The organism is Amycolatopsis sp. NBC_01488, from assembly GCF_036227105.1.
Lineage (GTDB): Bacteria > Actinomycetota > Actinomycetes > Mycobacteriales > Pseudonocardiaceae > Amycolatopsis.
The window spans coordinates 3,622,312-3,648,245 of sequence record NZ_CP109434.1 but is presented as its reverse complement, the minus strand read 5'-3'; the positions used below and the strand labels follow the sequence as shown (position 1 = coordinate 3,648,245).

Genomic DNA, 25,934 nt, shown 5'->3' with positions numbered 1-25,934 from the left:
TCTCGGCGAAGGCCACCATCGGGAACCTCCGGGTCCCCTATGGTGGCCTTTGACGTGAATCGGGAACCGCGGGCAGCCCGGATCCGTCAGTGTGGAGACGCAGAGAGAAGGGGCCGGGATGCCGGACAGCATCGACGCCAGCGACGCGATGATCGACAACTGGACCAAGCGGCTCGAAGAGAACGCCGCGCGGTACCAGGCGCTGGCCGATCGCGTGCAGGGCCAGTCGGTCACCGAGCGGTCGAAGGACGGCACGGTCCAGGTGACCGTCGATTCGCGCGGCCTGCTGAAGAACCTCGTCATCGCCGAAGCCGCGGCCGGGAAGCGGATGGCCGAGGTGTCGGCGCAGGTGATGCAGCTCGTCCAGCGCGCGCAGGCCCGGATCCCGGAACTGCTGCAGCAGGCCATGACCGAGACCACCGGCACCGGCGACCAGGCCGCCGTCGAGATCGTCCGCGAGGCGCAGAGCACCTTCCCGCAGCCGCCGCCGGAGCCCGAGCCCGCGTTCCCGGAGCCCGACCGCGTCCGCCGGTTCCTGCCCGAGGACAACGACGAGCAGCGGCCGCCCACGCCGCCGCGCACCCCGCCGCCGCCTCCGCAGCAGCAACCGCCGCGACGCCGGCGTCCGGCCGACACCGACGATGACGACGACTTCGGCGGACCGATTCTTTCCTGAGGGGGAAACCGTGGCAGACGTGGAACTCAGCGCCGACCTGACGGCGCACGCCCACCAGCTGGACACCATCGGTGACGGGCTGCAGCAGGCCGTCGACGCGGCGAACCAGGTCAGCATGCCGACCGACGCGTACGGCATCCTCTGCCAGCCGTTCCGGATGATGCTCGACCCCGTCGAGCAGTACGGCATCAACGCGCTGAAGGACGCCGTGCAGGCGATGACCGCCGTCTCCGGCAAGGTCCGCGAAGCCGCGGCGGCGTACCACACGTACGAGGCCGGCGTCGCCGACGACCTGAACAAGTCCGCGGGTGGTGCCTGATGCCGGACGGGAACCCGCTCGTCGCGCAGGCGAAGGCCGACCCGAACGGCCCCGGCGCGATGACGGCAGGCAACGGCGACTACGGCTGGGCCGGCGGCATCGGCCTCGCCGAGTCGTCGATGGACGCGTTCAACGGGATCAAGGACGGCGACTGGGTTTCCGGCGGCCTGGGCGTGCTGTCGCTGGCCGGCGAGATCGCCGGGGCGGCGGTCGACCCGTTCGGGTACCTGATGTCGTCGGTGGCGTCGTTCCTGATGGAGCACGTGCAGCCGTTGAAGGACATGCTGGACTCGGTGGCGGGCAACCCGCCGGTGATCCAGTCCTATGCGGACACCTGGGGCAACGTCTCCAAGGCGCTGGGCGAGCGCAAGACCGACTTCGACAACGCGGTCAAGAACGGCACCACCGGCTGGACCGGCGACGGCGCCGACGCGTACCGCAAGTTCGCGGCGGAGCACAGCGACGCGCTGTCCGGCGCGGCGACGGTGGCCGGCGCGATCAGCACGGTCACGATGATCATGGGCCAGGTCGTCTCGTTCGTGCGCGAGACCGTGCGGCAGCTGATCGCGGACCTGGTCGGCAAGCTCATTTCCTGGGTGATGGAGGAGGCCTTCTCCCTCGGCTTCGGCACGCCGGTGGTGGTGGCGCAGGCGTCGGCCGCGATCGCCAAGTGGGGCAAGAAGATCGGCGACCTGCTCAAGAAGCTCACCGACACGATCCGCAAGGTGTCGCCGCTGCTGTCCAAGCTGGTCGACATCTTCGAGAAGATCGCCAAGGTCTTCGGCAAGGTGCTGGGCAAGGTCAGCGGGCTCGACGGCCTGCACGTCAAGGAAGGCGGCTTCGTCCACAAGATCCCCAAGGGGGAAGGTGGCGGAGTCCACGCGCGCGCCCACGGCGAGGGTTCCTCCGGCGGCGAGGGTTCGCACAGCGGCGAGGGTTCGTCGGCCGATTCCGGCGAACCCGGTCACACGGACGGGGATTCGCCGAGTTCCGACCCGATGAACACGGACTCGTCGCCGGACTCGGCCTCCCGCCGGAGTTCGAGCCGCGACGGTTCCGGTTCGCCGGACGGCGAAAGCTCGCCGTCGCACACGGGTGACGGAGACAGTTCCCCGTCGGCGCACAGCGGGGACGGCTCGCCGGACAGCAGCCCGTCGGCGGCGCGTTCGGGCGACAGCTCGCCCTCGCACACGGGCGATTCGAGCCCCTCGCCGACTCGCGCCGGTGACAGCTCGCCTTCGCACGCAGCCGACAGTTCTCCCTTGCACGTCGAGGATTCCAGCCCTTCGCCCACCCGCGGCGGCGACAACACGCCATCCCACGCGAGCGACAGCAGCCCTTCGCCCACTCGCGGCGGCGACAACACGCCATCCCACGCGAGCGACAGCAGCCCCTCGCCCACCCGCGGCGGCGACAACGCGCCCTCGCACGCCGCGGACAACGCGCCCTCCCGCGCGAGCGACGGCAGCCCGTCGCCGGCTCGCGGCGGCGACAGCGCGCCGTCCCACGCCGGTGGCGACAGCTCTTCCGCGCACTCCGGCTCTTCGCCCGCGGCCCGATCGGACGCACCCGGCTCGCACACCGGCGGCGACACCCCGAGCAGCGCCGCACCGCCGCGGGCCGACGGCACCACCTCCGCCAGCGGCACCGCGGCGACCGCTCCGCGCACCGGCGAGCCCGGCACGGTCCCGTCTCCGCGCGGTGGGGACGGCGCCGCGTCCGGCGTTCCGCCGCAGGGTGGCGCGCCGATGATGGGTGGCGGTGGGATGCCGCCCGGCGGCGGGCTCGGCGGCGGCTCCCCGCGCACCGGCGGTGGCGGCTGGACCGGCACCCCGGGCACTCCCGGCGCGCGGACGCCCCACGTCGACACCCCCGGCCCCCGCGCCGGCGGCGACCTGCCTTCGGGCCGTCCGCGCACGCCGGAAGCCCCCGCACCGGCGGCCCGCGGCTACGGCCCCGGCACGCACGCCCCCGACACCCGCCCCGGCGGCCACGGACCCCACGAAAACGCCCCCCACCAAACCGCGCCCCACGAAAACGCCCCGCACGAGAACCCGCCCCACGAGAACACCCCGAACGAGAGCCACCACGACCCGGACGGCGGCGACCCGCACCACGGCGACTCCGCGCCGCTGACCCCGGACGAGGTCAACGCGCGGCACGCGGAAAGCACGCCGTCCGGCAGCTCGTACCACGCCGGCGACCCCGACATGGGCGACCTGCCGCACCGCGTCCAGCCCGACCCGGACGGCCGCTACACCGTCGACGTGCACGTCACGCCGGACGGCCACGCCCGGATCGGGGACCGGCTCTACACGCCCGAGGAGTTCGCCGACGTCCTGCGCCGCAACGCCGACTACGACGGCCGCCCGATCCGGCTGATCGGCTGCGACGCCAGTTCCAGCGACTTCGCGCACCGGCTCTCCCGCGAGCTGGACACCGAGGTCACGGCCCCGACGAAGCCCGCGTGGACCGACTCGCACGGCCGCGTCTTCTCCTCCGACTACGAGATCGGCCCGGACGGCCGGATGCGCCCGCGCATCCCCCCGGACGGCGAATGGAACACCCACCACCCGGACGGTTCGACGCACCGCGCGGGCGACGACGGGTTCGCGCCGGACAGCCACCACGGCGACGCGCACGACGTCGACGCCGACAGCGCGCTCGCCCGCGGCAAGGACCACCCGGACATGCACGACCTCGACCCCGCCTGGCAGGAACCGGAGTTCAAGCGCCACGAGAACGTGACACTCGGCTCGCACGACCGGTTCTACGACCCGGCGAACCCCCGGCACCTCGAGCCGAACACGCGGTACGAGGTCACCGGCCCCGACGGCCGCTACACCCGCGTCTACACCAACGGGGACGAACCGCCGCGGATCACGCACGTCGACGCGGACGTGCCGAACACCCGCGTCGGGAACAGCAGCGTCGAGGTCGGCAACCCGGACACGACCCACCTCCTCGGCGATGTCGACTACCGGGTCAACACCGGCGAAGGCCAGTTCGAGTTCCACACCGGCGCGGACGGCCGGCCGGAACTCGACATCGACCGCTTCGACCCGCCGACCACCAACCCGGTGCCCACCGAACGCCCGATCATGGGCTACGACCCGAGCCATCAGGGCGACGGTCCCTTCGGCGCGACGCCGCGGGAGGAACTCGAGCCGAACAGCCAGTACAAGGTCTACACGAAGGAGGCCGACGGCACCGACCGGCTGCACGGCATCTTCTACACGAACGGCGAGGAACCGCCGCGGATCACGCACATCAAGACGTGGCACGACAACGAACGCGGCATGATCAACCCGGAGACGGGTGACCTGAACACGATGCACGACCAGCACGCCGGCCGGCCCGACGGCATGCCGGTCCGCGGCGCCAAGTACGAGATCGGCGCCGACAACATGCACTACCACGTCGACGAGCACGGCAACGCCGCCGTCTCCTGGGACCCGGACTACTCCCGCCCGGCGACGACGCGGGTCGACACGGGCCCCCAGCTACGCACCGGCCACGTCGGGCAGGCAGACCACCCGGGCAGCACCGTCAACCGCGGAGGGCACACCGCCGATCACCGGTCGGGTGGGCTGCAGGGCCGGATGGGCATGGTTCCGCAGCTCTACGAGCAGAACCACAGCGTCGGCAACCCGGACAACTGGCGGCAGATGGAGATCGACCGCCAGACGTTCGAGAACCGGGGCGGCGACCACGGCGCGACCCGCGTCTACGCCGACGAGCCGTCGACGCCGAACACCGAGACCCCCGACCGCCTGCACGTGATGTCCGAGAGAATCCAGCCCGACGGCACCCGCACCTACAACTACAGGAGTTTCCGCAATGTCCCGCTCCCAGCCCCCGTGGTACCCCCCACCCGGACCTGATCTCCGGGAGGCGGACGAGGACCAGGTCGTCCGCTGGATCGGCGGCTGGCTGATGGACGCCGCTCCCGAAGGCTGGCTGCGGATCGACATGACGGCCCGGGTCGCTTCGACGGTCGAGGAGATCTCGCTGGCGGTCGTCATGCCCGACGGCGACCCGGCGCGGATGGAACCGCCGCCCGACGTCAGCCCGCTGCTGTTCGAGCTGCGGCAGAAGAAGTACCTGCGCGGCCGCGGCACCTGGCTGTCGTTGCGCCTGGTCATCGAGCCGGATGGCGCCTACCGCGTGCTCTACAACTTCGACTCGGACCCCCAGTGGGACCCGCCGGTCGACACCGGGGTCTTCGACCACGACTTCGAAAGCTTTCCTCGTGACGACGAGTGGATCCCGGCCTGGTACCGGGAAGGGCTCAAGGGGGAAACCGGCGGAACGCGGACCCCGGACGAGCCGAACGCCCTGCTGAAGGACGTCGCAGACACCCTTCAGTTCGCTCTTCCCGCGGGCTGGGACTACGTCCAGCTGCAGTTCCGCGCGGTCGGCGACCACGAAGAGTCCGGCGCGGTCGTCCACTCGATCACCGGGACGGTCTACCCGTGGACGCCGCCGGAGCAGGTGCTCGAGCTGCTGCGGCGCCACCGCGCGGCTTCGGCATCCGAAGACCGGGGCACGTGGGTGAGCCTGAAGTACGAAATGAAGTTCCCCGAGTCGGTCAAAGCCCAGTTCAACGTGAACGAGGACCCCGGTTTCCGGCAGCGGCCGCCGGCCGAGGCGTTCGCCGAAGAGCTGCGCCGCTACCCGCGTTCCGAGCGGCGCACGCCCGACTGGCTGCGCCAAGGCGCCGAAGGGGCCTGAGCATGACCCAGCCACCGGGGCCGTTGCGGCCGGAGCAGCAGCAGGAGCTCGTCGGGCAGATCGGGGCGGTGCTGACCGCCCAGGTGCCGCCGGGCTGGCGGCAGCTGCGCGTCGAGTACCGCGCCGCCGGCCGGCACGTCGAGGCCGACCTGCTGGTGACGACGCCGGACGGGACGCCCCGGGTGGTCCAGCCGCACCCGGAGGCGGTGCGCCTGCTCGGCGTGCTGCGGTCGGGCATGTACCAGCCCGGCCGCGGCACCTGGCTGGGCGCGATCCTCGTCTTCGAGCCGGGCAGGCCCCCCGTCGCCGACTTCGTCGGGCCCGACCTCGAGCCGCCGTTCCGGCAGCAGCCGCCGCCGATCGGGTTCCAGGACGAGCTGCGGTTCTTCCCGCGCGCCGACGAGCACGTCCCGGCGTGGCTGCGGGAGCGGGCCGGGATGGCCGCGCCGGTGTCCGACGGGCAGGTGCGCACGCCGCGGATCTACGACGGCGTCGACGCGTCCGGCAAGCCGCTCGTCCGCCGCCGTCCGCTCGTCCCGGCCGAGGCCGAGCGGGTGCTGGCGTACCTGGACGCGGCGCCGGTCATCCTCGCCTCGCGCAGCAACGGCCCGGACGCGTTCGCGCCCGACCGCGCGGACGCGGTGCCGATGAACTTCCGCACCGACGGCGCGTGGGCTTGGCCCGGCGCGGTGGCGTACTACCTGCGTGAGCACGGCGTGCCGCCGGACCCGGACCTGGTCGCCCACATCCGGGCTCGCCGCTTCACCGCGCCGTCGGAGGTTCCCGAACCGGCCAAGGACCTCGCACTGGCCGCGATCACCGGGGAAGAGCTCTGACACGCTCCGCCACGCGGAATTCCCGTAAGCGGCTTCAGACGACGGTGTAACCCGCATTCGTCAGCGCGATCTCGAGGTCCTTGCAGTGCTCGGGACCGCGCGTTTCGAGCGCCAGCACGACGTCGGCCTCGCCGAGGTCGAGGCTGCCGGAGATGCGGGAATGCTCCACGTCGAGCACGTTCGCGCCCAGCTCGCTCACGCAGGACAGCACGCCCACGAGCGACCCCGGGCGGTCCGGGACGCGCAGGTGCAGGCGCAGGTAGCGGCCGCCCGCGGTCATGCCGTGCTGGATGATCTGCAGGAGCAGCACCGGGTCGACGTTGCCGCCGGAGAGGATCGCCACCACCGGCGGCTCGAAGACGCCGGGGTGCTGCAGCAGCGCCGCGACCGTCGCCGCGCCGGCCGGTTCGACGACCAGCTTCCGGCGTTCCAGGCAGAGCAGCACCGCGCGGGAAAGGGACTCCTCGGACACCGTCACGACGTCGTCCACCAGCGACGCGACGTGCGCGAAACTGACCAGGCCCGGCTCGCCGACCGCGATCCCGTCGGCCATCGTCGAGGTCGAGCTCAGCCGGACCGGCATGCCCTGGGCCAGCGACGGCGGGTACGCCGCCGCCTCCTCGGCCTGGACGCCGACTACGCGGACGTCCGGACGCACCGCCTTCACCGCCGACGCGACCCCGCCGACCAGCCCGCCGCCGCCAGTCGCGACCAGGATCGTCTTCACGCCCGGCACCTGCTCGAGGATCTCGAGGCCGACGGTGCCCTGGCCGGCGATGACATCCGCGTGGTCGAAGGGGTGGATGAACACCGCGCCGGTCCGCTCGCCGAACTCGATCGCCGCGGCGAGGGTCTCTTCCAGCAGCGCGCCGTGGAGGTGGACGTCGGCGCCGTACCCGCGGGTGGCGGCGAGCTTCGGCAGCGGCGCCCGCAGGGGCATGAAGACCGTGGACTTGGCCCCGAGCAGCGACGACGCGAGCGCGACGCCCTGCGCGTGGTTGCCGGCACTGGCCGCGACGACGCCGCGTTCGCGCTCGGCCTCGCTGAGGCCGTGGATGCGGGTGTAGGCGCCGCGGATCTTGAACGACCCGGTGCGCTGCAGGTTTTCGCACTTCAGGTGCACCGGACCGCCGTGGAGCTTGCGCAGGTCACGCGCGTGCTCCATCGGCGTCACCCGGGTCACTCCGCGTAGGAGTTCCCGGGCGGCCTGGATCCGCTCGATGGTCACGAGTTCCATGGCCGGGATGATGCCACTCAGGAACTCCACAGGTTGACCGGACCGGGAGCCGGGTACCCTGGGGCGTGTCAACGCACGGTAAACAGGGAGCAACCATGGCACGGGGGAACGACGCGGACGCCGCTCGACGGAGCCGCGCGACCCGGTCGGCCGGCCTGCTCCCGCTGGTCATCGGCGTCGCCTCGGCGGCCGCGCTGACCGGAGCCGCGTACTTCACCGTGGACAGCGCCTCGTGCGGTTCCCCGGCCCAGTACATCCGCCACGACAGCCACGTCGAGCTGGTCGGCGGCTGCGTCGACGGCGCGAACCTCCCCGCGACGGGCACCCCGAAGTCGGGCGGCGTCGTGCACGGGAACTACAACCCCTGATCTCGGGCAAGCGAACCGGCGCCGGAGCGGATCCGGCGCCGTTTCGCTGTGTCCGGGAGGTCAGCCCAGTGCGGTCAGCAGGTCCGCGACCAGGTCGCGGCCGTCCTCGATGCCGACCGACAGGCGCAGCAGGTCCGCCGGCACCTGGAGCGTCGAGCCCGCCGTGCTCGCGTGGGTCATCTTGCCCGGGTGCTCGATCAGCGACTCGATGCCGCCGAGCGACTCGGCCAGGATGAACAGCTTCGTGCGGGACGCCACCTCCAGCGCCGCCTGCTCGCCGTCCGCGTGGCTGAACGAGACCATTCCGCCGAAGCGGCGCATCTGCTTGGCGGCCGTCTCGTGGCCAGGGTGCTCCGGCAGGCCCGGGTAGTAGACCTTCGCGACCTTCGGGTGCTTGACCAGCGCCTGGACGATCAGCTCGGCGTTGTCGCTGTGGCGTTCCATGCGCAGGGCCAGCGTCTTGATGCCACGCAGGGTCAGCCACGCGTCGAACGGGCCGGGCACCGCGCCCGCGGCGTTGCGCAGGTAGAACAGCTGCTCGCGCAGCTCGTCCTCGTTGGTGATCACCGCGCCGCCGACGACGTCGGAGTGGCCGCCGAGGTACTTCGTCGTCGAGTGCAGCACGATGTCCGCGCCCAGCGAAAGCGGGTTCTGCAGGTACGGCGTCGCGAAGGTGTTGTCGACCACAAGGCGCGCGTCGGCGTCGTGCGCGACCCCGGCCAGCGCGGCGATGTCGGCGATGCCGAGCATCGGGTTGGTCGGCGACTCGCACCAGATCAGCTTGGTCTCCGGTCGGATCGCGGCGCGCACCTCGTCGAGGTTCGCCAGGTCGGCGACGGTGTGCTCGACGCCCCACAGGCTGAGCACCTTGTCGATCAGGCGGAACGTGCCGCCGTACGCGTCGTTGCCGAGCACGAGGTGGTCGCCGGGGCGCAGGGTACTGCGCAGCACCACGTCGGAGGCCGCCATGCCGGAGGCGTAGGCCAGCGCGTGCCGGCCGCCTTCCAGCGAGGCCAGCGCCTCCTCCAGCGCCGAGCGGGTCGGGTTCGCGGTGCGCGAGTACTCGTAGTCGCCCTCGCGGGTCCCGCCCACGCCGTCCTGCGCGTAGGTGGAGGTCTGGTAGATCGGCACGATCACGGCGCCGGTGCGGGGGTCGGGCTTCTGACCGGCGTGGATCGCGCGGGTCTCGAATCCCAGTACGGAGTAGTCGTCCACCATGGGGTCAGCGTACGGCGAGGCCCTGGCATTCCCGTCAGGTGGGACGGATCTCAGTGTCACACCACCGGGCGGCCGGGGCGGACATCGCGAGCAGCAGCGTGGCCAGCGCCGGCGGCACCACCAGGGCCAGCGCCGTCAGCCCGCCCATTCCCAAGGCGCCAGGGCCGCCGAGCGTGACCCCCGCGGCCGCGAGGGCCGCCGAGGTGACGGTCGCGAGCAGCGCCGCCGTGCTCCCGGCGATGCAGCCGATCCGGCCGGCCGGCTGCCGGCGCAGCAGCAGGAAACCGCCGGACAGCAAGGTCGAGGCGAGCACGACGTCCACGGCGGCATGGATGGCCACGCGGCCGGCGTCGGCGGGAAACCGCACGAGCGCGACGACGTCCAGGACGAGCCCGGTCAGGTAGAGCAGCCCGCCGAGTAGAGCGAGCACCGCGGCGGCGAGCGCCGTCCGGCCTTCGGTTAGCGTCACGGCTGCCGAGGATACGGTCGGTTACCGGGAGTGACTGGTACGGGTCATCAGCTCCGCGACGAGTAGGCCTCCTGGCCCGTCCACACCGGCAGCGTCGGCGTGCGGTAGCGCAGGTAGCGGAACGTCGGCGGCAGCAGCGCCAGGACCAGCACCAGCACCGCCAGGGCCGCGAGGCTCACCCGGTCGACCATCGCGAACCCGCCGTGGGTGAACATCGCGTCCGCGAACCGGGCCAGGGGGACGCCCACCGACAGCGGCTCCGTCAGCAGTGCCCCGATAGCCAGCAGGGCACCCAGGCCGAGCAGGACCGCGCCCGCCGTCGCGCGGAACAGCGTCGCCAGTGCGCCCAGCAGGAGCACGAGCCCGGCGCCGAGGTAGCCGGCCAGGTCCGCCAGCACCCAGCCCGGCAGGGCGCCGAGGCTGAATTCGGGGGGCATGTCGAGGAAGGTCCGGACCGGCACGAATCCCGCGGCGACAGCGGCCGCCAGCCCGAGCAGGCCGGCGAGGACCGCCGTTACTCCGGACGGCCGAGCCGATGAATACGAATGCGAATGCGACACCGCAAATCCGCGTGGACCGGTCACGACTCCCCCATCAGCAGAACGCAGGACACCGCGCTCACCCTAGTCCGGAAAGGGGGAATTGACTCCGAAAGAGAACGGAATTCGGCCGGACGGCGGAACCCAAGATCATTTTCCTGCGGTAGCGGCAGAAATGCTGTCACGCAATCGGCCCGACCCGGCACCATCCGCAATTGTCCGAAAAGGACGAGTGCGCATTCGGCCATCAATGCAGCGTGCCCCGGAGCCGAATGGCTCCGGGGCACGAAGGGAGGTGTACTAGCTCACCACTGCTGCTGGGGCGGCTGGCCGGGCTGGCCGAACCCGCCGCTCGGCGGGCCCTGCTGCCCCGGCGGCTGGCCCCAGCCCTGCGGGGGCTGACCCGGCTGCTGCGGATAGCCGTGCGGCGGCTGGCCCGGCTGGCCGTACCCGCCCGGCTGCTGCGGCTGACCCGGCTGCGGGAAGCCCCCACTCGACGGCTGCGGGAACCCGCCGCTGGACGGATTCGGTCCGCCCGGCTGGCCGTAGCCCGGAGGGGGTCCGTAGCCCTGCGGCGGTTGCCCCGGCTGGCCGTAGCCACCCTGCTGCGGGCCACCGAAGCCACCCGGCGGCCCGTGCTGGCCCGGCTGGCCGAACCCGCCCGGCTGCTGCGGACCGCCGAAGCCACCCTGACCCGGAGGGCCACCGAAGCCCTGCGGCCCGCCCGGCGCGGCACCGCCGCCACCGAGGCCGACGAACTGCCGGGTCGCCGGGATGAGCCCGAGCACGCCCACGACGAGGATCAGCACGCCGATGATCAGCGGCGGGAGCCCGAGGCCGAACGTGTCCTTCTCGGACGCGGACGCCTGCGCGAGCGTCTGGGCGTTCGGCGTCATGCCGATCTTGAGCAGCAGCGCGAAGAGCGTGAGCAGCGCGCCACCCGCGACGACCGCGATCGGGACGAACTTCTTGATCCCGCCCAGCCTGCCCGCCAGCGCCAAGCCGACCCCGCCCGCGAGGGAGATCAGCGACGCCACCAGGATCATGATCACGTAGAACCAGACCGTGCCCGGACCGACGATGCCGGCCGCGTCGAGCACCTTGTTGATCGCGTCCTGGTCCGGCGCGCCGTCGAAGAGGGCCGAGTAGTCGCTCGCGTCGCCCAGGTAGCTGAACGAGATGATCAGCGCGATCAGCCCGAGCAGGGCGACGACGCCACCGGCGATGTAGCCGAAGAGGCCGTTGCCCCCGCCCGACGGCGCGCCGAACTGCGGCGGCTGACCACCGAAGCCGGGCTGCTGGGGACCACCGAAGCCGGGACCGCCGAAGCCCTGCGGCGGCTGGCCGGGCTGCCCCGGCTGGCCGAAGCCGCCCGGCTGCTGCCCGAACCCACCCGGCTGACCGGGCTGCCCCGGCTGACCGTAGCCACCCTGCTGGCCGAAGCCGCCCGGCTGCTGGCCGAACGCCGCGGCCGGGTTGTCGGCCGCGCTCGGCGGCGGGGTGTACGGGATCGCCGGCGGCTGGGAGCCCGGCGGCACCAGCTGCGTGGAGTCCCCGACCGGGGCGTCGCCGCCGGCCGGGTTCACCCACTGCGTCGCGTTCGCGTCGACCGGCGGCATCGCCTGGGTCGCGCCCGCCCCGCCCTCACCCGGCTGGGCGGGCTGGACGACCTGCGTCGGCTCCGGCGTCTCCCCGAACGGGGAACCGCCCTGTGGCTGGGCGGGCTGCACGACCTGCGTCGGCTCCGGACTCCCGAACGGGTCGTCCTGCTGCGGCTGGGGGCCACTCGGCGGGCCCTGAGGTGGCTGGCCGCCACCCCACGGCTGGTTCGGTGGCTGCGGTGCACTCATGTGGGTCTTGAACCCCCTTGACGAGGACGCGAAAGTGTTCTATTTGCGCCCACGCTATCGGATCACCCGGCGGGGCGCTCGTAACGCCCCGGCCGGGTGCGCCGATGAAGGACCTTCCCAGCTCCCGCTCAGCGACCGGCGAGGAAGCCCAGGAGGTCGTGCCGGGTGACGACCCCGGCCGGCTTGCCGTCGACCAGCACGAGCGCGCCGTCGGCACCCTCGAGCGCGGTCATCGCGGCCCCGACCTGCTCACCGCCGCCGATGGTCGGCAGCGGCGGCGACATGTGCCGCTCGAGCCGGTCGGCCAGCTGCGCCTTGCCGGTGAACAGCGCGTCGAGCAGGTCGCGCTCGTTGACCGCGCCGACGACCTCGGCCGCCATCACCGGCGGCTCCGCGCTGACCACGGGCATCTGGCTGACGTCGAACTCGGCCAGGATCGCGATGGCCTCGGCGACCGTCTCGTTCGGGTGCGAGTGCACCAGGGCCGGCAGCTGGCCGCTCTTCTTGGTGAGCACGTCGGCGACCGTCGCGCCGGAGGAGTCGGGCGGCAGGAAGCCGTAGGAGGACATCCAGGTGTCGTTGAACACCTTCGTCAGGTAGCCGCGGCCGCCGTCGGGCAGCAGCACGACCACGACGTCGTCCTCGGTGAGCCGCTCGGCGAGCTTCAGCGCAGCCGCGACGGCCATCCCGCAGGAGCCGCCGACCAGGAGGCCCTCTTCCAGCGCGAGGCGCCGGGTGATCTGGAAGGAGTCGGCGTCGGAGACCGGGATGATCTCGTCGGCGATGTTCCGGTCGTAGGTGTCCGGCCAGAAGTCCTCGCCGACGCCTTCGACCAGGTACGGCCGGCCGCTGCCGCCGGAGTAGACCGAGCCCTCCGGGTCGGCGCCGACCACCTGCACGGCGCCGTCGCTGACCTCCTTGAGGTACTTGCCGGTGCCGGAGATCGTGCCGCCGGTGCCGACGCCCGCGACGAAGTGCGTGATCTTCCCGTCGGTCTGCTTCCACAGCTCGGGGCCGGTGGAGAGGTAGTGGCTCTCCGGGTTCTGCGGGTTGGCGTACTGGTTGGGCTTCCAGGCGCCGTCGATCTCGCGGACCAGGCGGTCGGAGACGTTGTAGTAGGAGTCCGGGTGCTCAGGCGCGACAGCCGTCGGGCACACCACGACGCGGGCGCCGTACGCCTTGAGCACGTTGCGCTTGTCCTCGCTGACCTTGTCCGGGCAGACGAACACGCACTGGTAGCCCTTGCGCTGCGCGACCATGGCCAGGCCGACGCCGGTGTTGCCGGACGTCGGCTCCACGATCGTGCCGCCGGGGCGCAGCTCGCCGGAGCGCTCCGCGGCTTCGATCATGCGCAGCGCGATGCGGTCCTTGACCGAGCCACCCGGGTTCAGGTACTCGACCTTGGCCAGCACGAGCGGCTTGAGCCCCTTGGTCAACGAGTTCAGCTTGACCAGGGGGGTGTTGCCCACGAGGTCTGCGATGTGCTCTGCGTACTCCACGACCGCCAGCCTAAACGGCCGACCGGTGGCGTTGTCCACTCAGCGCCGCGGTGGACCGGGTGGTCTCCGGGTGCGCGCCGCGGCCGGCTGGGCCGTCGTCCCGTCTCGAAGGTGCCTCCCGGTGCACCTCCGCCGCGAAACGGCGGTCTTCCATTCCGGAAACGATCCTATCGGCTATCGGGTTGCCCGGGATCGTCCTTTCGTGTCAATTGCGCGCGGTTCGGCCGATCGGCGATCGCGCATTCTTCCCGGCCCGCCGGCCAGGTCCGCGAAAAGCCCCGCTCCGCCTCCGCGCCGGCGAGCCGGGCGGCGGATTTCGTCCCGAACTCGGCCGGACCTGCGAAAACGGCGCCGGTGAACGAGTCGCGCTCGCCACCGAAAACGGTTCTCCGGAAATCGGCGCGGTCCTCGAACGTCGCCTTGGTGAAGTCGGCTTCGGTCCCGTCTCGCGGCGACCGCCGCCACCAGCGGCAGCCCGGCTCCCACAGCAGGATCGTCCTGGTCCGCAGCACCCGAGTCTCGGTCCCCACCCGGGTGATCCGGCCGGCCGGCTGTTGCCTTGGTCGCGTTCGGCTTTGCCCGGAGCGTGGTTCACGGCACACTCGTGAGCAACCGCTTAGCTCGCGATACGAGGATGTGTCACGTCATGCCTGAAGCCGTCATCGTCTCCACCGCTCGTTCGCCGATCGGCCGCGCCGGGAAGGGCTCGCTGGTCGGCATGCGGCCCGACGACCTGACCGTGCAGATGATCCAGGCGGCACTGGCCAAGGTGCCGCAGCTCGACCCCGCCGACATCGACGACCTGATGCTGGGCTGCGGCCTGCCGGGCGGCGAGTCCGGGTTCAACATGGGCCGCGCGGTCGCCGTCGAGCTCGGCTACGACCACCTGCCCGGCTGCACCATCACCCGCTACTGCTCCTCCAGCTTGCAGACCACCCGGATGGCCATGCACGCGATCAAGGCCGGCGAGGGCGACGTGTTCATCTCCGCCGGCGTCGAGACCGTCTCGCGGTTCGCCAAGGGCAGCTCGGACTCGTGGCCGGACACGCACAACCCGCTGTTCGCCGACGCCGAGAAGCGCACCGCCGCGACCGCCGAGTCGGGCACCGACAGCTGGACCGACCCGCGCTCGTCCGGGGACGTCCCCGACGTCTACATCGCGATGGGCCAGACCGCGGAGAACCTGGCGCGGCTGAAGGGCGTCACGCGCGAGGAGATGGACGAGTTCGGCGTCCGCTCGCAGAACCTGGCCGAGAAGGCCATCGCCGACGGCTTCTGGGCCAAGGACATCACCCCGGTCACGCTCCCGGACGGCACGGTCGTCTCGAAGGACGACGGCCCGCGCGCGGGCGTGACCATCGAGGGCGTTTCGGGCCTGAAGCCGGTGTTCCGCCCGGACGGCCGCGTGACGGCGGGCAACTGCTGCGCGCTCAACGACGGCGCGGCGGCGGTGGTCGTCATGTCCGACACGAAGGCGCGTGAGCTGGGCCTGACGCCGCTGGCCCGGATCGTGTCGACGGGCGTGACGGGTCTGTCGCCGGAGATCATGGGCTACGGGCCGGTGGAGGCGTCGAAGCAGGCGCTGTCGCGGGCAGGCCTGTCGATCGGCGACATCGACCTGGTGGAGATCAACGAGGCGTTCGCGGCGCAGGTGATCCCGTCGTACCGCGACCTGGGCATCGACCTGGACCGGCTGAACGTCAACGGCGGCGCGATCGCGGTGGGCCACCCGTTCGGCATGACGGGCGCCCGCATCACGTCGACGCTGATCAACTCGCTGCAGCACCACGACAAGCAGTTCGGCCTGGAGACGATGTGCGTCGGCGGCGGCCAGGGCATGGCAATGATCCTGGAGCGCCTCTCCTGACCCAGGCCGAGCATCCCGAACGCGTCGAAGGCCCTCTCGCGAAGCACGCGAGAGGGCCTTCGAAGAGAACCGCTATTCGTTCGTCTTGACGCACATCGTCGTCGCCGGCTCCGGGTAGACCGCGACGCGAGTGGCTTCCGTGCCCTCGCACACGCTCTTGTCGGCCTGCCCCGTGACGACCTTCACGAGCTCCGCGTCCTTCGTCGGGTCGCTGCACGGGACCTTCTGGTAGCCCTTGGTCTGCGACGAGAAGTTCGCCAGGCAGTCGCCCTGCTTCGCGTTGATCATCAGGCACAGCTTGTACGAGGTGCGGCCGGTGACCGTGTAGGTGTCGTACGCCGCGTCGCCGGTGCCGCCGCCGGGGCACTGGTCGGCGCTCCCGTCGAGGCGGCCGGCGATCTTCACGTTCGCGCCGATGTCGTTGCAGTCGGCCTTGCTCGGCTCGTCGCCACCCGAGGTGAACTCGGTGACCTTGAGGCAGTCACCGACGTTCGAGCTCTCCGGCGAGTTCATGAAGCTGATGAACGCCACGGTGCCGCCGACGACCAGGACGACCGCGAACACCGCGAGGCGGATCCACCGTGTCTTCGACTTCTTCGGCGGAGCCGGCGGCGCGGGCGGGAAGCCGAGCTGGCCGGGCGGCGGCGGGTACTGCCCCGGGGGCGGGCCGTACGGACCGGGCTGCCCCTGCGGCGGGGTGCCCGGCGGCGGAGTGCCGTAGTGGCCCGGCTGACCGAACTGCTGCGGCTGGCCGCCCGGAGGCGGTCCGTAGGGATCGGGCTGACCCACCGGCTGCTGGCCCCCGGGGGCCGGAGGGGGAACGCTCACTGTGAACCTCACACATGTGAAATGAAGAACCGACCGGCACATCAAACACGCAGGGTGAGCACGATCCGCACCGGGGTCCCCATACGCATGAATTACCCACAGAAAAGGCGCCCCGTTGGTTACGGAGCGCCTTCACTGTGTAGCCGTTCGGGGACGGTCAGCCAGGTTAATCGCGGAGATAGGACAGCAGCCGCAGGATCTCCAGGTACAGCCAGACGAGCGTCGTCATCAGGCCGAACGCGGTGTACCAGGCCCACTTCGACGGCAGGCCCTCGCGGATCATCCGGTCGGCCTGGTCGAAGTCGAGCAGGAAGCTGAAGGCCGCGATCCCGATGCAGACGAGGCTGAACACGATGGCCAGCGGGCCGCCGTCGCGCAGCGGGTTGAAGCCGAAGGCGAACGAGCTGATCAGGTTGAACAGCATCAGGATCGCGACGCCGACGACGGCCCCGACGATCCACTTGGTCAGCTTCGGCGTCACCTTGACCGCGCCGGTCTTGTAGACGACCAGCATGCCGATGAAGACGCCCGCAGTGCCGATGATCGCCTGCAGCGCGATCCCCGGGTAGATCATTTCGAACACGCCGCTCAGCGCGCCGAGGAAGAGGCCTTCGGCCGCCGAGTAGACGAGCGTCAGCGGACCGCTCGGCTTCTGGCGGAAGATGATCACCAGCGAGATGACGAGCCCGACGACGAGGCCGCCGAGCATCGCGGCGACGAGGGCGCCGGAGAGCCTGCCGGTCTCGGCGAGCGTGTTCTGGGCCCAGATCGCGGTGACGATCCCGACGAGCAGCGCGACGCCGAGGCTCATGCCGGTCTTGACGACGACGTCGTCGACGGTCATCGGCCGGTCGCCCTCGCCGGCGGAGACCCGCCCGGGGCCGTAGCCGGGCACCCCGCCCTGGGACTGGTTGAAGCCCACCGGGGGCCCGTACTGCCCGTGAGTCTGGGTTCCGCCGCGGGGCAGGTTGCGGAACGCCGGGTTGCTACTGGAACGCACCTGATCCTCCTGGATCTGCTGCTTCGTGGATCGACGCTGCATCGGGTTCAACGACCGCCGGGTACGTGCGGTTCCCGTCGAGTAAAGACGACTTTACTCGACGGCGGGCCCGCGGCCACGACAGACACGGTATGCGACCACGATCACGGCCGTTCGGCGACCGCCACCCGAAGGGCGGTAGACAGTCCGGCCCCTTCGGCGCGACGCTCACCTGGCGTGCCCGGTCGTTCACCGTACGCGCGTCGGGGAGTTGATCAATCGTGTGACCTGCGGAGACGCCGTCGTCGTCGCCGCGTGTCCGACGAAGGAGCCTACACACCATGAGGTGGTCAACACGCCCGCGCGCGGGTCGCCGCGCGCTCACCGGCCTGGTCGCCGCGGCGCTGCTCGGCGCGCTGTCCGTGACGGTCGCCACGCCCGTGGCCTTCGCCGCGAAGCAGGAAGGCATCGGCTACCGCACCAAGGACCCGCAGAAGATGACGCCACTGCCGACGACCGGCAACTGGCTGGGGTCCTACATCGTCGGCGGGCAGCAGGTGTTCTGCGTGAGCTTCCAGCTCAAGGCGCCGGACTCCGACGAGAAGTACCGGCCCGGCGACGAGCTGCTCACGAAGTGGGGCACGAAGCTCCCCGCCGACCAGGCGGCGAACATCTCCTACCTGCTCCTGCGCTACGGCGACACGAAGAAGCCGGACGAGGCCGCCGCGCTCGCGCACCTGCTGCACTCCTGGACGGCGGCCCCGCGCACCCCGGCGGACCTCGACCCGGCGCTGACCTACGACAAGATCGGCTACGACGCGCCGTTCCACCTCGCACAGCTGCAGGACCAGCACCCGGACGCCGCGGCGGCCGTGGCGCGGCTGCGCACCGAGGCCGAAGCCAACCGCGGCCCGTGGACCGCGTCGGTGACCACGCCGAAGGACCCGCAGTACCCCGGCGAGGCCGCCGAGTGGACGGTCACGGTGAAGAACGCCAAGGGTCGTGGTGTCCCGGACGTCCCGGTGAAGCTGACGGCGACCGCCGCGACCCTCGGCGACGAACCGACCACGGACACCGCCGGGAACTCGAGCCCGCAGGCCGCGGCGAAGGACGTCACGCTCAAGACGGACACCGACGGCGTCGTGCGGGTGAAGCTCACCCCGACGGGTGACCAGCCGAAGCTCGCGGCCGCTCTGTCCGCGCCGGCCGACCGGCCGTACGTGCGGGTTCCGGTCGACACGGAGAAGCAGCGCGTCGTCTCCACCGGCGGCGAGAAGGAACTGACCACGCAGGGCGTGGTCAACGTCGCGAAGCCCGGCCAGGTGAAGGTGACGAAGACCGACGCGAACACCGGCAAGGGCGTCGGCGGCGCGGTCCTGCGGATCACCGGCAAGGACAAGACGTCGGCGGCGCTCGGCCAGGACGGCAAGCCGCTCACGGGCGCCGACGGCAAGCCCGCGGTCGTCACCACCGACCGCACGACCGGCGGCGTGACGGTCGAGAACCTCCGGGCACCGCAGGACATCTGCGTCGTCGAAGCGGGCCCACCGCCGGGCTACACGAACGCGTACGACCCGAAGAACCCGCCGTCGGCGTGCGGCACGGTGAAGCCGGGCGAGACGCTCACCCTGACCGTCGTGAACAAGCCGAACGAGGTGCCGCGCGCGATCCCGGCCGGGGACGCACCGGTCGTGCAGGCGCGAGGCGTCGTCGAGACGAGCTATTCGACGCCGGGCCTGGCGGGACTCGGCCTGCTGGTGCTGCTGGGCGCCGGCCTGGCCGGCTTCGCCGCGCGGCGGGCCTCGCGCAGGTAACCGGCATGGCGGGCAACAACGCGAGCGGCTGGTCGGCGGACGACGACGGACTCCTGTACCGGCCGAGCGCGAGTGGCCGCCGGAGCACGGGAGGCTGGTTCGACGCGAGCCCGGCCGATGCCCGGCGAGCAGGCGGTGGCTGGGACAGCACGGAGCCGCCCTGGTTGACCGACGACCGGGCCGAGGCCGAACTCGGTCGGGCGGGAAGCGGCCGGGCCAAAGCCGAACTCGGTTGGGCGGCAAGCAGCCGAGCCGCAGCCGAACCGCCCTGGTCGACCGGCACCCGAGCCGAACCCGAACTCGGTCAGGCCGCAAGCAGCCGAGCCGCAGCCGAACTCGGTTGGGCGGCGAATAGCCAGACCGCAGCCGAGCCGCCCTGGTCGACCGGCGGTGCCGGCCGCTGGGCCGCAGCGGCCCCGGACCAGCCGACCGGCGACGACGGCTGGACTCGGCCGAAGCCGAAACTGAAGCCGAAGCGCGGGCGGCTGCTCGCCGGGTTCGCGCTCGGGGTGGCGAGCGTGCTCGCGGTGCAGCTCGGGTCGTCCGCCCTCGGCTCGCCGGCCGTGGCTCTCGTGGCCGGCACCGCGCTGCCCGCCGCCGGCGCTGCCGCTCCGGCGGCCCGGCCGGCCACCTCCACTCCCGCACCGGCGCCGGCGCCGCCGACGAGCATCGCGCCCGCGGCTCCGGCCGCCCAGACGTCCACTCCGGCACCACCGCCGCCCCAGAAGCCGGGCACCGTGCGGCTGCCCGCCGGCGGGACCGCCACCCTGGTGCGCACGGCCCTCGGCCCCGGCGGCGAGCTGCCGATCCCGAACGACCTCGGCCAGGCGACGTGGTGGGGTGCCGGGCTCGACGCCGCCGGCGGGGCGAGCGTCTTCGCCGGGCACGTGAACTGGCGGGGCGCCACCGGGCCGTTCGCGGAGCTCTGGACGGCGGAGATCGGCGGCGAAGTGACCATTGTGGACAGTGCGGGCAAGACCTGGCGCTACCGGGTCTCCCAGCTGGTCACGGTGCACAAGGACGACCTGCCCGCGCGGGCCGACGACCTCTTCGGCCAGTCCGGCCCGCACCGGGTGGTGCTGGTCACCTGCGGCGGCCGCTGGGTCGGCGGGTCGGACGGCTACGAGGAGAACCGCGTCGTCATCGCGGACCCCGAGTAAGTTACTCGTGGGTAACATCACGTCGTCACGAGGTGGTCACTGACGGCCGTATGCAGCAGAATGCCCAGGGTCAGGCGATGCGGCGCGAGAGGTGAAGACGATGGCGACGTTCTTGGTGACCGGGGCGACCGGACTGATCGGGCGCCAGTTCACCCGGCTGCTGCTTTCCCGCCCCGACGACGACCGCGTCGCGCTGCTGGTCCGCGCGTCGAGCAAGGCCAAGCTGGCCGCGCTCGTCGACCAGTGGCCGCACTCCGACCGCGTCACGCTGGTCACCGGCGACCTCGGCGAGCCGCTGCTCGGCGTGTCCGAAGCGGACCGCGACGAGTTGCGCGGCAGCGTCGACCACGTCGTGCACCTGGCCGCGCTCTACGACCTCACCGCCGACGACGAAGAAAGCGTCAAGGCCAATGTGGACGGCACGCGCAGCGTCGTCGACCTGGCCGCGGACCTGCGCGCCGGCTGCCTGCACCACGTGTCCTCGGTGGCCGTCGCAGGCGACCACGAAGGCGTCTTCACCGAAGAGATGTTCGACGCGGGCCAGCGGCTGGTCACGCCGTACCACCGGACCAAGTTCGAGGCCGAGAAGATCGTCCGCGAGCAGGACCGGGTGCCGTGGCGGGTGTACCGGCCCGCCGTCGTCGTCGGGCACTCGGAGACCGGCGAAATGGACAAGGTCGACGGCCCGTACTACCTCTTCCCCGCCATCAACCGGCTCGCCGGGCTGCCGGACGTGCTGCCGCTGGTCGGCCCCGACCTCGGCGACACCAACATCGTGCCGGTCGACTACGTCGCCAAGGCGCTGCTGGAGCTGGTCGTCAAGCCCGGGCTCGACGGCCACGCGTTCCACCTGGTCAACCCCGAGCCGCAGCCGGTCGTCTCGGTCTACAACGCCTTCGCGAAGGCCGCGGGCGCGCCGACGATCACCGTGCAGCTCGGCGAGGGCCTCTCGAAGCGGATCGTCGGGCTGGTGAAGCTGACCGAGCACATCCCGGGCGTCACCATCGCCCGCGACGCCGTCATGGAGCGGTTCGGCATCCCGCCGGTGCTGCTGGAGACCATGGCGTTCCCGTCGGTGTTCTCTTCGGACGAGGCGCGCAAGGCGCTGGCCGGCACCGTCGAGGTGCCGCGGCTGGAGGAGTACGCGCCGACGCTGTGGCGCTACTGGCGCGAGCACCTCGACCCGTTCCGCGCGCGCAAGCACGGCCCGCGCGGCGAGCTGGACGGCCGCCGCGTGATCATCACCGGCGCGTCCTCGGGCATCGGCCGCGCGACGGCGTTGAAGGTGGCGGCCGCCGGTGGCGTTCCGCTTCTGGTGGCGCGCCGGCAGCACGAACTGGAAGAGGTCCGCGACGAGATCGTCGCCGCCGGCGGCACGGCGTCGGTGTACCCCGCCGACCTCACCGACGAGGACTCGGTGCACAAGGCCGTCGACGCGATGCTGGCCGAGCACGGCCGGATCGACATGCTGGTCAACAACGCCGGCCGGTCGATCCGCCGGTCGATCAAGCTGTCCTACGACCGGATGCACGACTACGAGCGCGCGATGGCGATCAACTACTTCGGCGCCGTGCGGCTGATCCTCGCCGTGCTGCCGCACATGTCGGAGCGGAAGTTCGGGCACATCGTCAACGTGTCGTCGATCGGCGTGCAGGGCATCGCGCCGCGCTTCTCGGCGTACGCGGCGTCGAAGGCGGCGCTGGACTACTTCTCGCGGATCGCGGCGACCGAGACGCACGGCGACGGGATCACGTTCACCACCATCCACATGCCGCTGGTGCGCACGCCGATGATCCGCCCGACGAAGATCTACGACGCGTTCCCGACGAAGTCGCCGGAGCAGGCCGCGGACATGGTGATGAAGGCACTCGTCGAGCGGCCGAAGCACATCGGCACCCCGGCCGGGCAGGCGATCGGGGTGGCGTACACGCTCACGCCGGGCCTCACCGACGCGATCGCGTACCAGGGCTTCCGGATCTTCCCGGATTCGACCGCGGCGGGCGGTTCGGGCGAGTTGAAGATCGGGCGTGGCGAGAAACACCTCTCCCGCGCGGCGATGGCGCTCGCCCGGCTTTCGCGCGGGTTCCACTGGTGACTGAGGGTTTCCGGGGTGCGGCCATTCCGGCGACGCGCCGCCGCGGCCGCGACACGTGTTGGTGATTTGTTAAGCCGAAGGGCGTAAGCGGACCGTGCCCAGGTACGGTCGGGCGCATGGTTCCTGAGCGCGACCCCGCCGCAACCGCCCTCAACGGCCTTCTCCCCCTTCGTCGTGAGTACACACAGGCCTGGCACGGCTTCGACCGCAACGAAGTCCGCCAGTACCTCGACCATGTCGAGGCGCAGCTGCGTCGCGTGCTCAGCGAACGCGACGCCGCCGCCGCGCAGGCCGCCGCCGCCGCGCGCGACGCCGAGTCGGCCCGGTCGCAGGTGGCGTCGCTGGAGGCGCGCATCGAGGAGCTGAAGAAGCCGCCGGAGCGGCTCGAGGACCTCGACGAGCGGATGCAGCGGACGGTCACGCTCGCGCAGGCCCGCGCGGACGAGATCATCAAGCGTGCCGAGGCCGCCGCGGAGAAGACGTGGGCGGGCTCGACCGAGGCGTCGACGAAGCTGCGCGAGCGGTACACGAAGCTCGTCGCGGAGCTGGACAAGCAGGCCGACCTGCTGCACTCGGAGCACGAGAACGCGCTCGCCGAGACGCGCGCGGAGGTGCAGCGGCTGACCGTCGAGGCGGCCCAGCGGCGCGAGCTGCTGGACAACGAGGCCGAGCGGAAGCGGCGGAAGATCGAGCGCGAGTTCGAGTCGTCGCAGGCGGCCCAGAAGGCGGCGCTGGAGAAGCACGTCGCCGACCAGCGCACGGCGAGCAAGAACCAGGCCGAGCGGCGGCTCGCGGAGGCGACGGCCGAGGCCAAGCGGCGGCTCGACGAGGCCACGGCGGAAGCCCGCCGCCGTCTCGACGAGGCGACCACGCAGGCGGCCCAGCGCACGACGGCGGCCAACCGCAAAGTCGAGCGCCTGGCGGAGATCCGCGAGCAGGCGCGCAAGAGCCTCGCGGCGGCGGAGGACATCCTCAACCGCAGCGAGACGCAGCTGGCGACGCTGCCGGAGGAAGCGGTGATCCCCCAGGCGTCCAAGCTCGTGGGCGGCGACTCTCCGGCCGAATCCCCGACCACGCCTTCGACACCGGTGGTGCCGGTGGTCCAGCCGTCGATCCCGGCGGCGGCCAAGCCCGCGGTGAAGGCCGCGGCGGCCCCGGCGCCCAAGCCGGTCGCGAAGCCGGGGAACGCCCCGAAGCAGAACGGCCCCGCGACCAAGCCGGCGAACGGGAACGGAAACGGCGTGAAGCCGCTGTCGCCGACCGCGAGCAAGCCGGGTTCCTGAGGTTTGCGCGAAGGCCGCCTCGAATGTTTCGGGGCGGCCTTTTCGTGCGTTCCGGGGCTGAGCAGCCCCCGTTTTCCACGCTATCGGCGGCCACCGACGGTTCCGGTGCTCGGCCGCGCCGCGGACCCGAGTTGTCCCCCACTGGCGGACGTTGTGGACAACGTCAGCCGCGGGCGGTCCTCGGCCACGGATTCGCGGCCTCCAGCTGGGCCGCCAGTCCCAGCAGCAGCGACTCGCCGCCCGGCTTCGTCACCAGCTGGACCGACGTCGGCAGGCCCGACCGGGCCGACCGGCCGATCGGGACCGTGATCGCCGGGTAGCCCGCCAGGTTCCACTGGCCCGTGAAGCCCGCCAGGCGCGTCGACGGCAGGACGTTCGCCAGCCAGCGGCGCTCGTGCCAGCGGCCCGCCTTCACCGGCCAGTGCGACAGCGTCGGCGTCATCAAGACATCGTGGGACGCGAAGAACTCCGACGCCCGGGAGACCCACCGGTCCCGCGTTCGCGCACGGATCAGGCCCGCTCGCTCGAGGAACCGCCCCACCCGCACGTGCGTGCGGGTTCGCCGCTGGAACCGCGTGAAGTCGAAGTCCGCGGCCTGCCGAGCCGGCCCCGCGCACCAGCGGGCCGTCATGCCCAGCACCATCGACGCCGGGTAGCGCGGGGCGTCAGGCGAAACCGAATGGCCCGCCGACGCCAGCAGCCCGGCCGCCTGGGACACCGCTGCAACCAGTTCGCGAGGCACCGGCGTGTGCAGCAGCGGCACCGTCGTCGACATCGCGATCCGCGAAGCCGGCGGCGACGAAACGACCGCCAGCGAAGGATCCCCGGCCAGCACCGAGACCAGCAACGCCGCGTCGGCGACCGTCGTGGCCAGCGGGCCGTGCACCGACATGCCGAACCAGCCGCCCTCGGCCAGCAGGTCCGCGCCCGGCTTCAGCCCGACCAGCCCGCACATCGCCGCCGGCAGCCGGACCGAACCCATGCCGTCCGTTCCGTGCGCCAGCGGGACCAGCCCGGCCGCGACCGCCGCGGCACTGCCGCCGGACGAGCCGCCCGACGCGTACGTCGGGTCCCAGGGGTTGCGGGCGATGCCGTCCGGCGTGTCGCTCATCGGCCAGACGCACAGCTCCGGCACCCGCGTCAGCCCGACGAGCACCGCGCCGGCCGCCCGCAGCCGCGCCGCGATCACCCCGTCCTCCTCGGCAGGCGAAGCCGGCCCCGCCAGCGAACCGTGCGACGCGTACTCGCCCGCGATCTCCGTGACGTCCTTGACGGCGACGGGCACCCCGGCCAGCGGCAGCGACGCCAGATCGGGCCGCGCGGCCACCGAAGCGGCCTCCGCGAGGGCCTCCTCGGCGCGCACCCGGCGGAACGCGCCGACGACGCCGTCCGCCGCGGCGATCCGGTCGAGCGCTTCCTTGGTCACCTGGACCGGGTCGAGCTTCCCGGCCCGGACGGAAGCCGCGATCTCCGCTGCGGTGGACACCATGATCGAGACACTAGCCCACCGAACGGCCGGAAAACCGGCTCAGATCGCGCCCGCCCGCAGCGCGTAGGCGACGGCGTGGGCGCGGTTGTTGAGGCCGCAACGCGTCATCAGGCCGTAGAGGACGTTCTTCACGGTCCGCTCCGAGTAGCACAGCTTCGCGGCGATCTCTTCGGTCCCGAAGCCCTCGGCGACCAGCCGCAGCACGTCGCACTCGCGCGCGGCGAGCCCGGACAGCGTCAGCCCGTTCGGCTCCAGGACGTCCTTGCGCATCCGCTGGACCTGCGAAAGCAGCGCCCCCTGCAGCCGCGGCGGCAGGTTCGCCGTGCCGTCGCCCGCGGCGAGCACCGCTGTCACCAACTCGGCGCCGCCCGTCTCGCGGCGCGGCAGGATCGCCACGACGCCGCTCTCCAGCACCGACATCAGGTCGCTCTCGCGGAAGTGCTCGACCACCAGCACGACGTGCGACGCCTTCGCCGCGCGGACCTCGCCCAGCACCGCCTCGGTGACGTGGTCCTCCATCACCAGCAGCACGTCGGGCACGAGGTCGGTGACCCGGACGTCCGGATGGGCTTCGAGCAGGGTCACCGCGCCGGCGTGCGTGATCGGGTCCGAGGCGAGGACGGTCACTTCGACGGGCTTCATGGCAGCAGTGTGGACGGCCGGTCTTCACGCCT

At 72.0% G+C, this 25,934-nt stretch carries 22 protein-coding genes; 11 read left to right on the top strand and 11 right to left on the bottom strand.

What is annotated here, in order from left to right; genetic code table 11:
- Positions 1-118 precede the first annotated feature (118 nt).
- From OG738_RS17695 to OG738_RS17675, 5 genes are read left to right on the top strand one after another with little or no spacing between them, the layout of a single operon-like run.
- On the top strand, positions 119-676 hold the full coding sequence (locus tag OG738_RS17695; protein WP_329055258.1) for a YbaB/EbfC family nucleoid-associated protein: 558 nt from the start codon (positions 119-121) through the stop codon (positions 674-676).
- 10 nt (positions 677-686) lie between these two features.
- A complete protein-coding gene (locus tag OG738_RS17690) occupies positions 687-995 on the top strand; it encodes a type VII secretion target (RefSeq protein ID WP_329055256.1) in 309 nt (102 codons plus the stop codon).
- Positions 995-4,879, top strand: a complete 3,885-nt coding sequence (locus OG738_RS17685) for a hypothetical protein (RefSeq protein ID WP_329055255.1) — start codon at positions 995-997, stop codon at positions 4,877-4,879. The genes OG738_RS17690 and OG738_RS17685 overlap by 1 nt, the downstream gene beginning before the upstream one ends.
- A complete protein-coding gene (locus OG738_RS17680) occupies positions 4,836-5,729 on the top strand; it encodes a hypothetical protein (protein WP_329055253.1) in 894 nt (297 codons plus the stop codon). The genes OG738_RS17685 and OG738_RS17680 overlap by 44 nt, the downstream gene beginning before the upstream one ends.
- Positions 5,730-5,731: 2 nt before the next feature.
- A complete protein-coding gene (locus tag OG738_RS17675) occupies positions 5,732-6,565 on the top strand; it encodes a ferredoxin (RefSeq protein ID WP_329055251.1) in 834 nt (277 codons plus the stop codon).
- Between the two features lie 34 nt (positions 6,566-6,599).
- Here OG738_RS17675 and ilvA read toward each other — a convergent pair whose 3' ends face one another.
- Positions 6,600-7,802 (bottom strand): threonine ammonia-lyase, encoded by a 1,203-nt coding sequence (ilvA, locus tag OG738_RS17670; RefSeq protein ID WP_329055249.1) that lies wholly within the window; start codon positions 7,800-7,802, stop codon positions 6,600-6,602.
- A 95-nt stretch (positions 7,803-7,897) separates the two neighbouring features.
- Here ilvA and OG738_RS17665 point away from each other — a divergent pair, with 95 nt between their 5' ends.
- Positions 7,898-8,170: a hypothetical protein gene (locus OG738_RS17665; protein ID WP_329055248.1), complete on the top strand. Its 273-nt coding sequence runs from the start codon at positions 7,898-7,900 to the stop codon at positions 8,168-8,170.
- A 60-nt stretch (positions 8,171-8,230) separates the two neighbouring features.
- Here the strand turns inward: OG738_RS17665 and OG738_RS17660 are convergent, their stop codons facing one another.
- The 6 genes from OG738_RS17660 to OG738_RS17635 all read right to left on the bottom strand — a co-directional run bounded on the left by OG738_RS17660 (position 8,231) and on the right by OG738_RS17635 (position 14,257).
- Complete coding sequence (locus tag OG738_RS17660) at positions 8,231-9,388, bottom strand: cystathionine gamma-synthase (protein WP_329055247.1); 1,158 nt, start codon at positions 9,386-9,388, stop codon at positions 8,231-8,233.
- A 34-nt stretch (positions 9,389-9,422) separates the two neighbouring features.
- The gene (locus OG738_RS17655; RefSeq protein ID WP_329055245.1) at positions 9,423-9,857 is read right to left on the bottom strand and encodes a hypothetical protein; all 435 of its coding nucleotides are present in this window, start codon (positions 9,855-9,857) and stop codon (positions 9,423-9,425) included.
- Positions 9,858-9,904: 47 nt separating this feature from the next.
- Positions 9,905-10,294 carry a hypothetical protein gene (locus tag OG738_RS17650; protein ID WP_329055244.1) on the bottom strand — a complete coding sequence of 130 codons (390 nt, stop codon included), beginning with the start codon at positions 10,292-10,294 and terminating at the stop codon, positions 9,905-9,907.
- A 407-nt stretch (positions 10,295-10,701) separates the two neighbouring features.
- The gene (locus tag OG738_RS17645; RefSeq protein WP_329055243.1) at positions 10,702-12,246 is read right to left on the bottom strand and encodes a hypothetical protein; all 1,545 of its coding nucleotides are present in this window, start codon (positions 12,244-12,246) and stop codon (positions 10,702-10,704) included.
- 128 nt (positions 12,247-12,374) lie between these two features.
- Positions 12,375-13,745, bottom strand: coding sequence for a cystathionine beta-synthase (locus OG738_RS17640; RefSeq protein ID WP_329055241.1), 1,371 nt, complete (start codon positions 13,743-13,745; stop codon positions 12,375-12,377).
- A 167-nt stretch (positions 13,746-13,912) separates the two neighbouring features.
- Entirely contained in the window at positions 13,913-14,257 is a 345-nt protein-coding gene (locus OG738_RS17635) for a pentapeptide repeat-containing protein (RefSeq protein ID WP_329055240.1), read from the bottom strand.
- A 134-nt stretch (positions 14,258-14,391) separates the two neighbouring features.
- Here OG738_RS17635 and OG738_RS17630 point away from each other — a divergent pair, with 134 nt between their 5' ends.
- Entirely contained in the window at positions 14,392-15,612 is a 1,221-nt protein-coding gene (locus tag OG738_RS17630; protein ID WP_329055239.1) for an acetyl-CoA C-acetyltransferase, read from the top strand.
- A gap of 72 nt (positions 15,613-15,684) precedes the next feature.
- Here OG738_RS17630 and OG738_RS17625 read toward each other — a convergent pair whose 3' ends face one another.
- Together OG738_RS17625 and OG738_RS17620 are read right to left on the bottom strand one after the other, a co-directional pair.
- The gene (locus OG738_RS17625; protein WP_442875943.1) at positions 15,685-16,401 is read right to left on the bottom strand and encodes an LppU/SCO3897 family protein; all 717 of its coding nucleotides are present in this window, start codon (positions 16,399-16,401) and stop codon (positions 15,685-15,687) included.
- Between the two features lie 205 nt (positions 16,402-16,606).
- Positions 16,607-17,440, bottom strand: a complete 834-nt coding sequence (locus OG738_RS17620) for a Bax inhibitor-1/YccA family protein (RefSeq protein ID WP_329055236.1) — start codon at positions 17,438-17,440, stop codon at positions 16,607-16,609.
- 320 nt (positions 17,441-17,760) lie between these two features.
- Between OG738_RS17620 and OG738_RS17615 the strand changes: the two genes are divergently transcribed.
- The 4 genes from OG738_RS17615 (at position 17,761) to OG738_RS17600 (ending at position 23,771) form a co-directional block, all read left to right on the top strand.
- Entirely contained in the window at positions 17,761-19,233 is a 1,473-nt protein-coding gene (locus tag OG738_RS17615) for an MSCRAMM family protein (RefSeq protein ID WP_329055235.1), read from the top strand.
- Between the two features lie 464 nt (positions 19,234-19,697).
- Positions 19,698-20,393, top strand: a complete 696-nt coding sequence (locus tag OG738_RS17610; protein WP_329056741.1) for a class F sortase — start codon at positions 19,698-19,700, stop codon at positions 20,391-20,393.
- Positions 20,394-20,493: 100 nt separating this feature from the next.
- Positions 20,494-22,488 carry an SDR family oxidoreductase gene (locus tag OG738_RS17605; RefSeq protein ID WP_329055233.1) on the top strand — a complete coding sequence of 665 codons (1,995 nt, stop codon included), beginning with the start codon at positions 20,494-20,496 and terminating at the stop codon, positions 22,486-22,488.
- 116 nt (positions 22,489-22,604) lie between these two features.
- Positions 22,605-23,771 (top strand): cell division protein DivIVA, encoded by a 1,167-nt coding sequence (locus OG738_RS17600; protein ID WP_329055232.1) that lies wholly within the window; start codon positions 22,605-22,607, stop codon positions 23,769-23,771.
- A 163-nt stretch (positions 23,772-23,934) separates the two neighbouring features.
- Here the strand turns inward: OG738_RS17600 and OG738_RS17595 are convergent, their stop codons facing one another.
- Positions 23,935-25,260: an amidase gene (locus OG738_RS17595; protein WP_329055230.1), complete on the bottom strand. Its 1,326-nt coding sequence runs from the start codon at positions 25,258-25,260 to the stop codon at positions 23,935-23,937.
- 39 nt (positions 25,261-25,299) lie between these two features.
- Positions 25,300-25,902, bottom strand: a complete 603-nt coding sequence (locus OG738_RS17590) for a helix-turn-helix transcriptional regulator (protein ID WP_329055228.1) — start codon at positions 25,900-25,902, stop codon at positions 25,300-25,302.
- Positions 25,903-25,934 lie beyond the last annotated feature (32 nt).

Coding starts and splice junctions, on each gene's coding strand:
- OG738_RS17695 (WP_329055258.1), top strand. CDS start 119: ATGCCGGACAGCATCGACGCCAGCGACGCGATGATCGACAACTGGACC.
- OG738_RS17685 (WP_329055255.1), top strand. CDS start 995: ATGCCGGACGGGAACCCGCTCGTCGCGCAGGCGAAGGCCGACCCGAAC.
- OG738_RS17680 (WP_329055253.1), top strand. CDS start 4,836: ATGTCCCGCTCCCAGCCCCCGTGGTACCCCCCACCCGGACCTGATCTC.
- OG738_RS17675 (WP_329055251.1), top strand. CDS start 5,732: ATGACCCAGCCACCGGGGCCGTTGCGGCCGGAGCAGCAGCAGGAGCTC.
- ilvA (WP_329055249.1), bottom strand. CDS start 7,802: ATGGAACTCGTGACCATCGAGCGGATCCAGGCCGCCCGGGAACTCCTA.
- OG738_RS17665 (WP_329055248.1), top strand. CDS start 7,898: ATGGCACGGGGGAACGACGCGGACGCCGCTCGACGGAGCCGCGCGACC.
- OG738_RS17660 (WP_329055247.1), bottom strand. CDS start 9,388: ATGGTGGACGACTACTCCGTACTGGGATTCGAGACCCGCGCGATCCAC.
- OG738_RS17650 (WP_329055244.1), bottom strand. CDS start 10,294: ATGCCCCCCGAATTCAGCCTCGGCGCCCTGCCGGGCTGGGTGCTGGCG.
- OG738_RS17645 (WP_329055243.1), bottom strand. CDS start 12,246: ATGAGTGCACCGCAGCCACCGAACCAGCCGTGGGGTGGCGGCCAGCCA.
- OG738_RS17630 (WP_329055239.1), top strand. CDS start 14,392: ATGCCTGAAGCCGTCATCGTCTCCACCGCTCGTTCGCCGATCGGCCGC.
- OG738_RS17615 (WP_329055235.1), top strand. CDS start 17,761: ATGAGGTGGTCAACACGCCCGCGCGCGGGTCGCCGCGCGCTCACCGGC.
- OG738_RS17605 (WP_329055233.1), top strand. CDS start 20,494: ATGGCGACGTTCTTGGTGACCGGGGCGACCGGACTGATCGGGCGCCAG.
- OG738_RS17600 (WP_329055232.1), top strand. CDS start 22,605: ATGGTTCCTGAGCGCGACCCCGCCGCAACCGCCCTCAACGGCCTTCTC.
- OG738_RS17595 (WP_329055230.1), bottom strand. CDS start 25,260: ATGGTGTCCACCGCAGCGGAGATCGCGGCTTCCGTCCGGGCCGGGAAG.
- OG738_RS17590 (WP_329055228.1), bottom strand. CDS start 25,902: ATGAAGCCCGTCGAAGTGACCGTCCTCGCCTCGGACCCGATCACGCAC.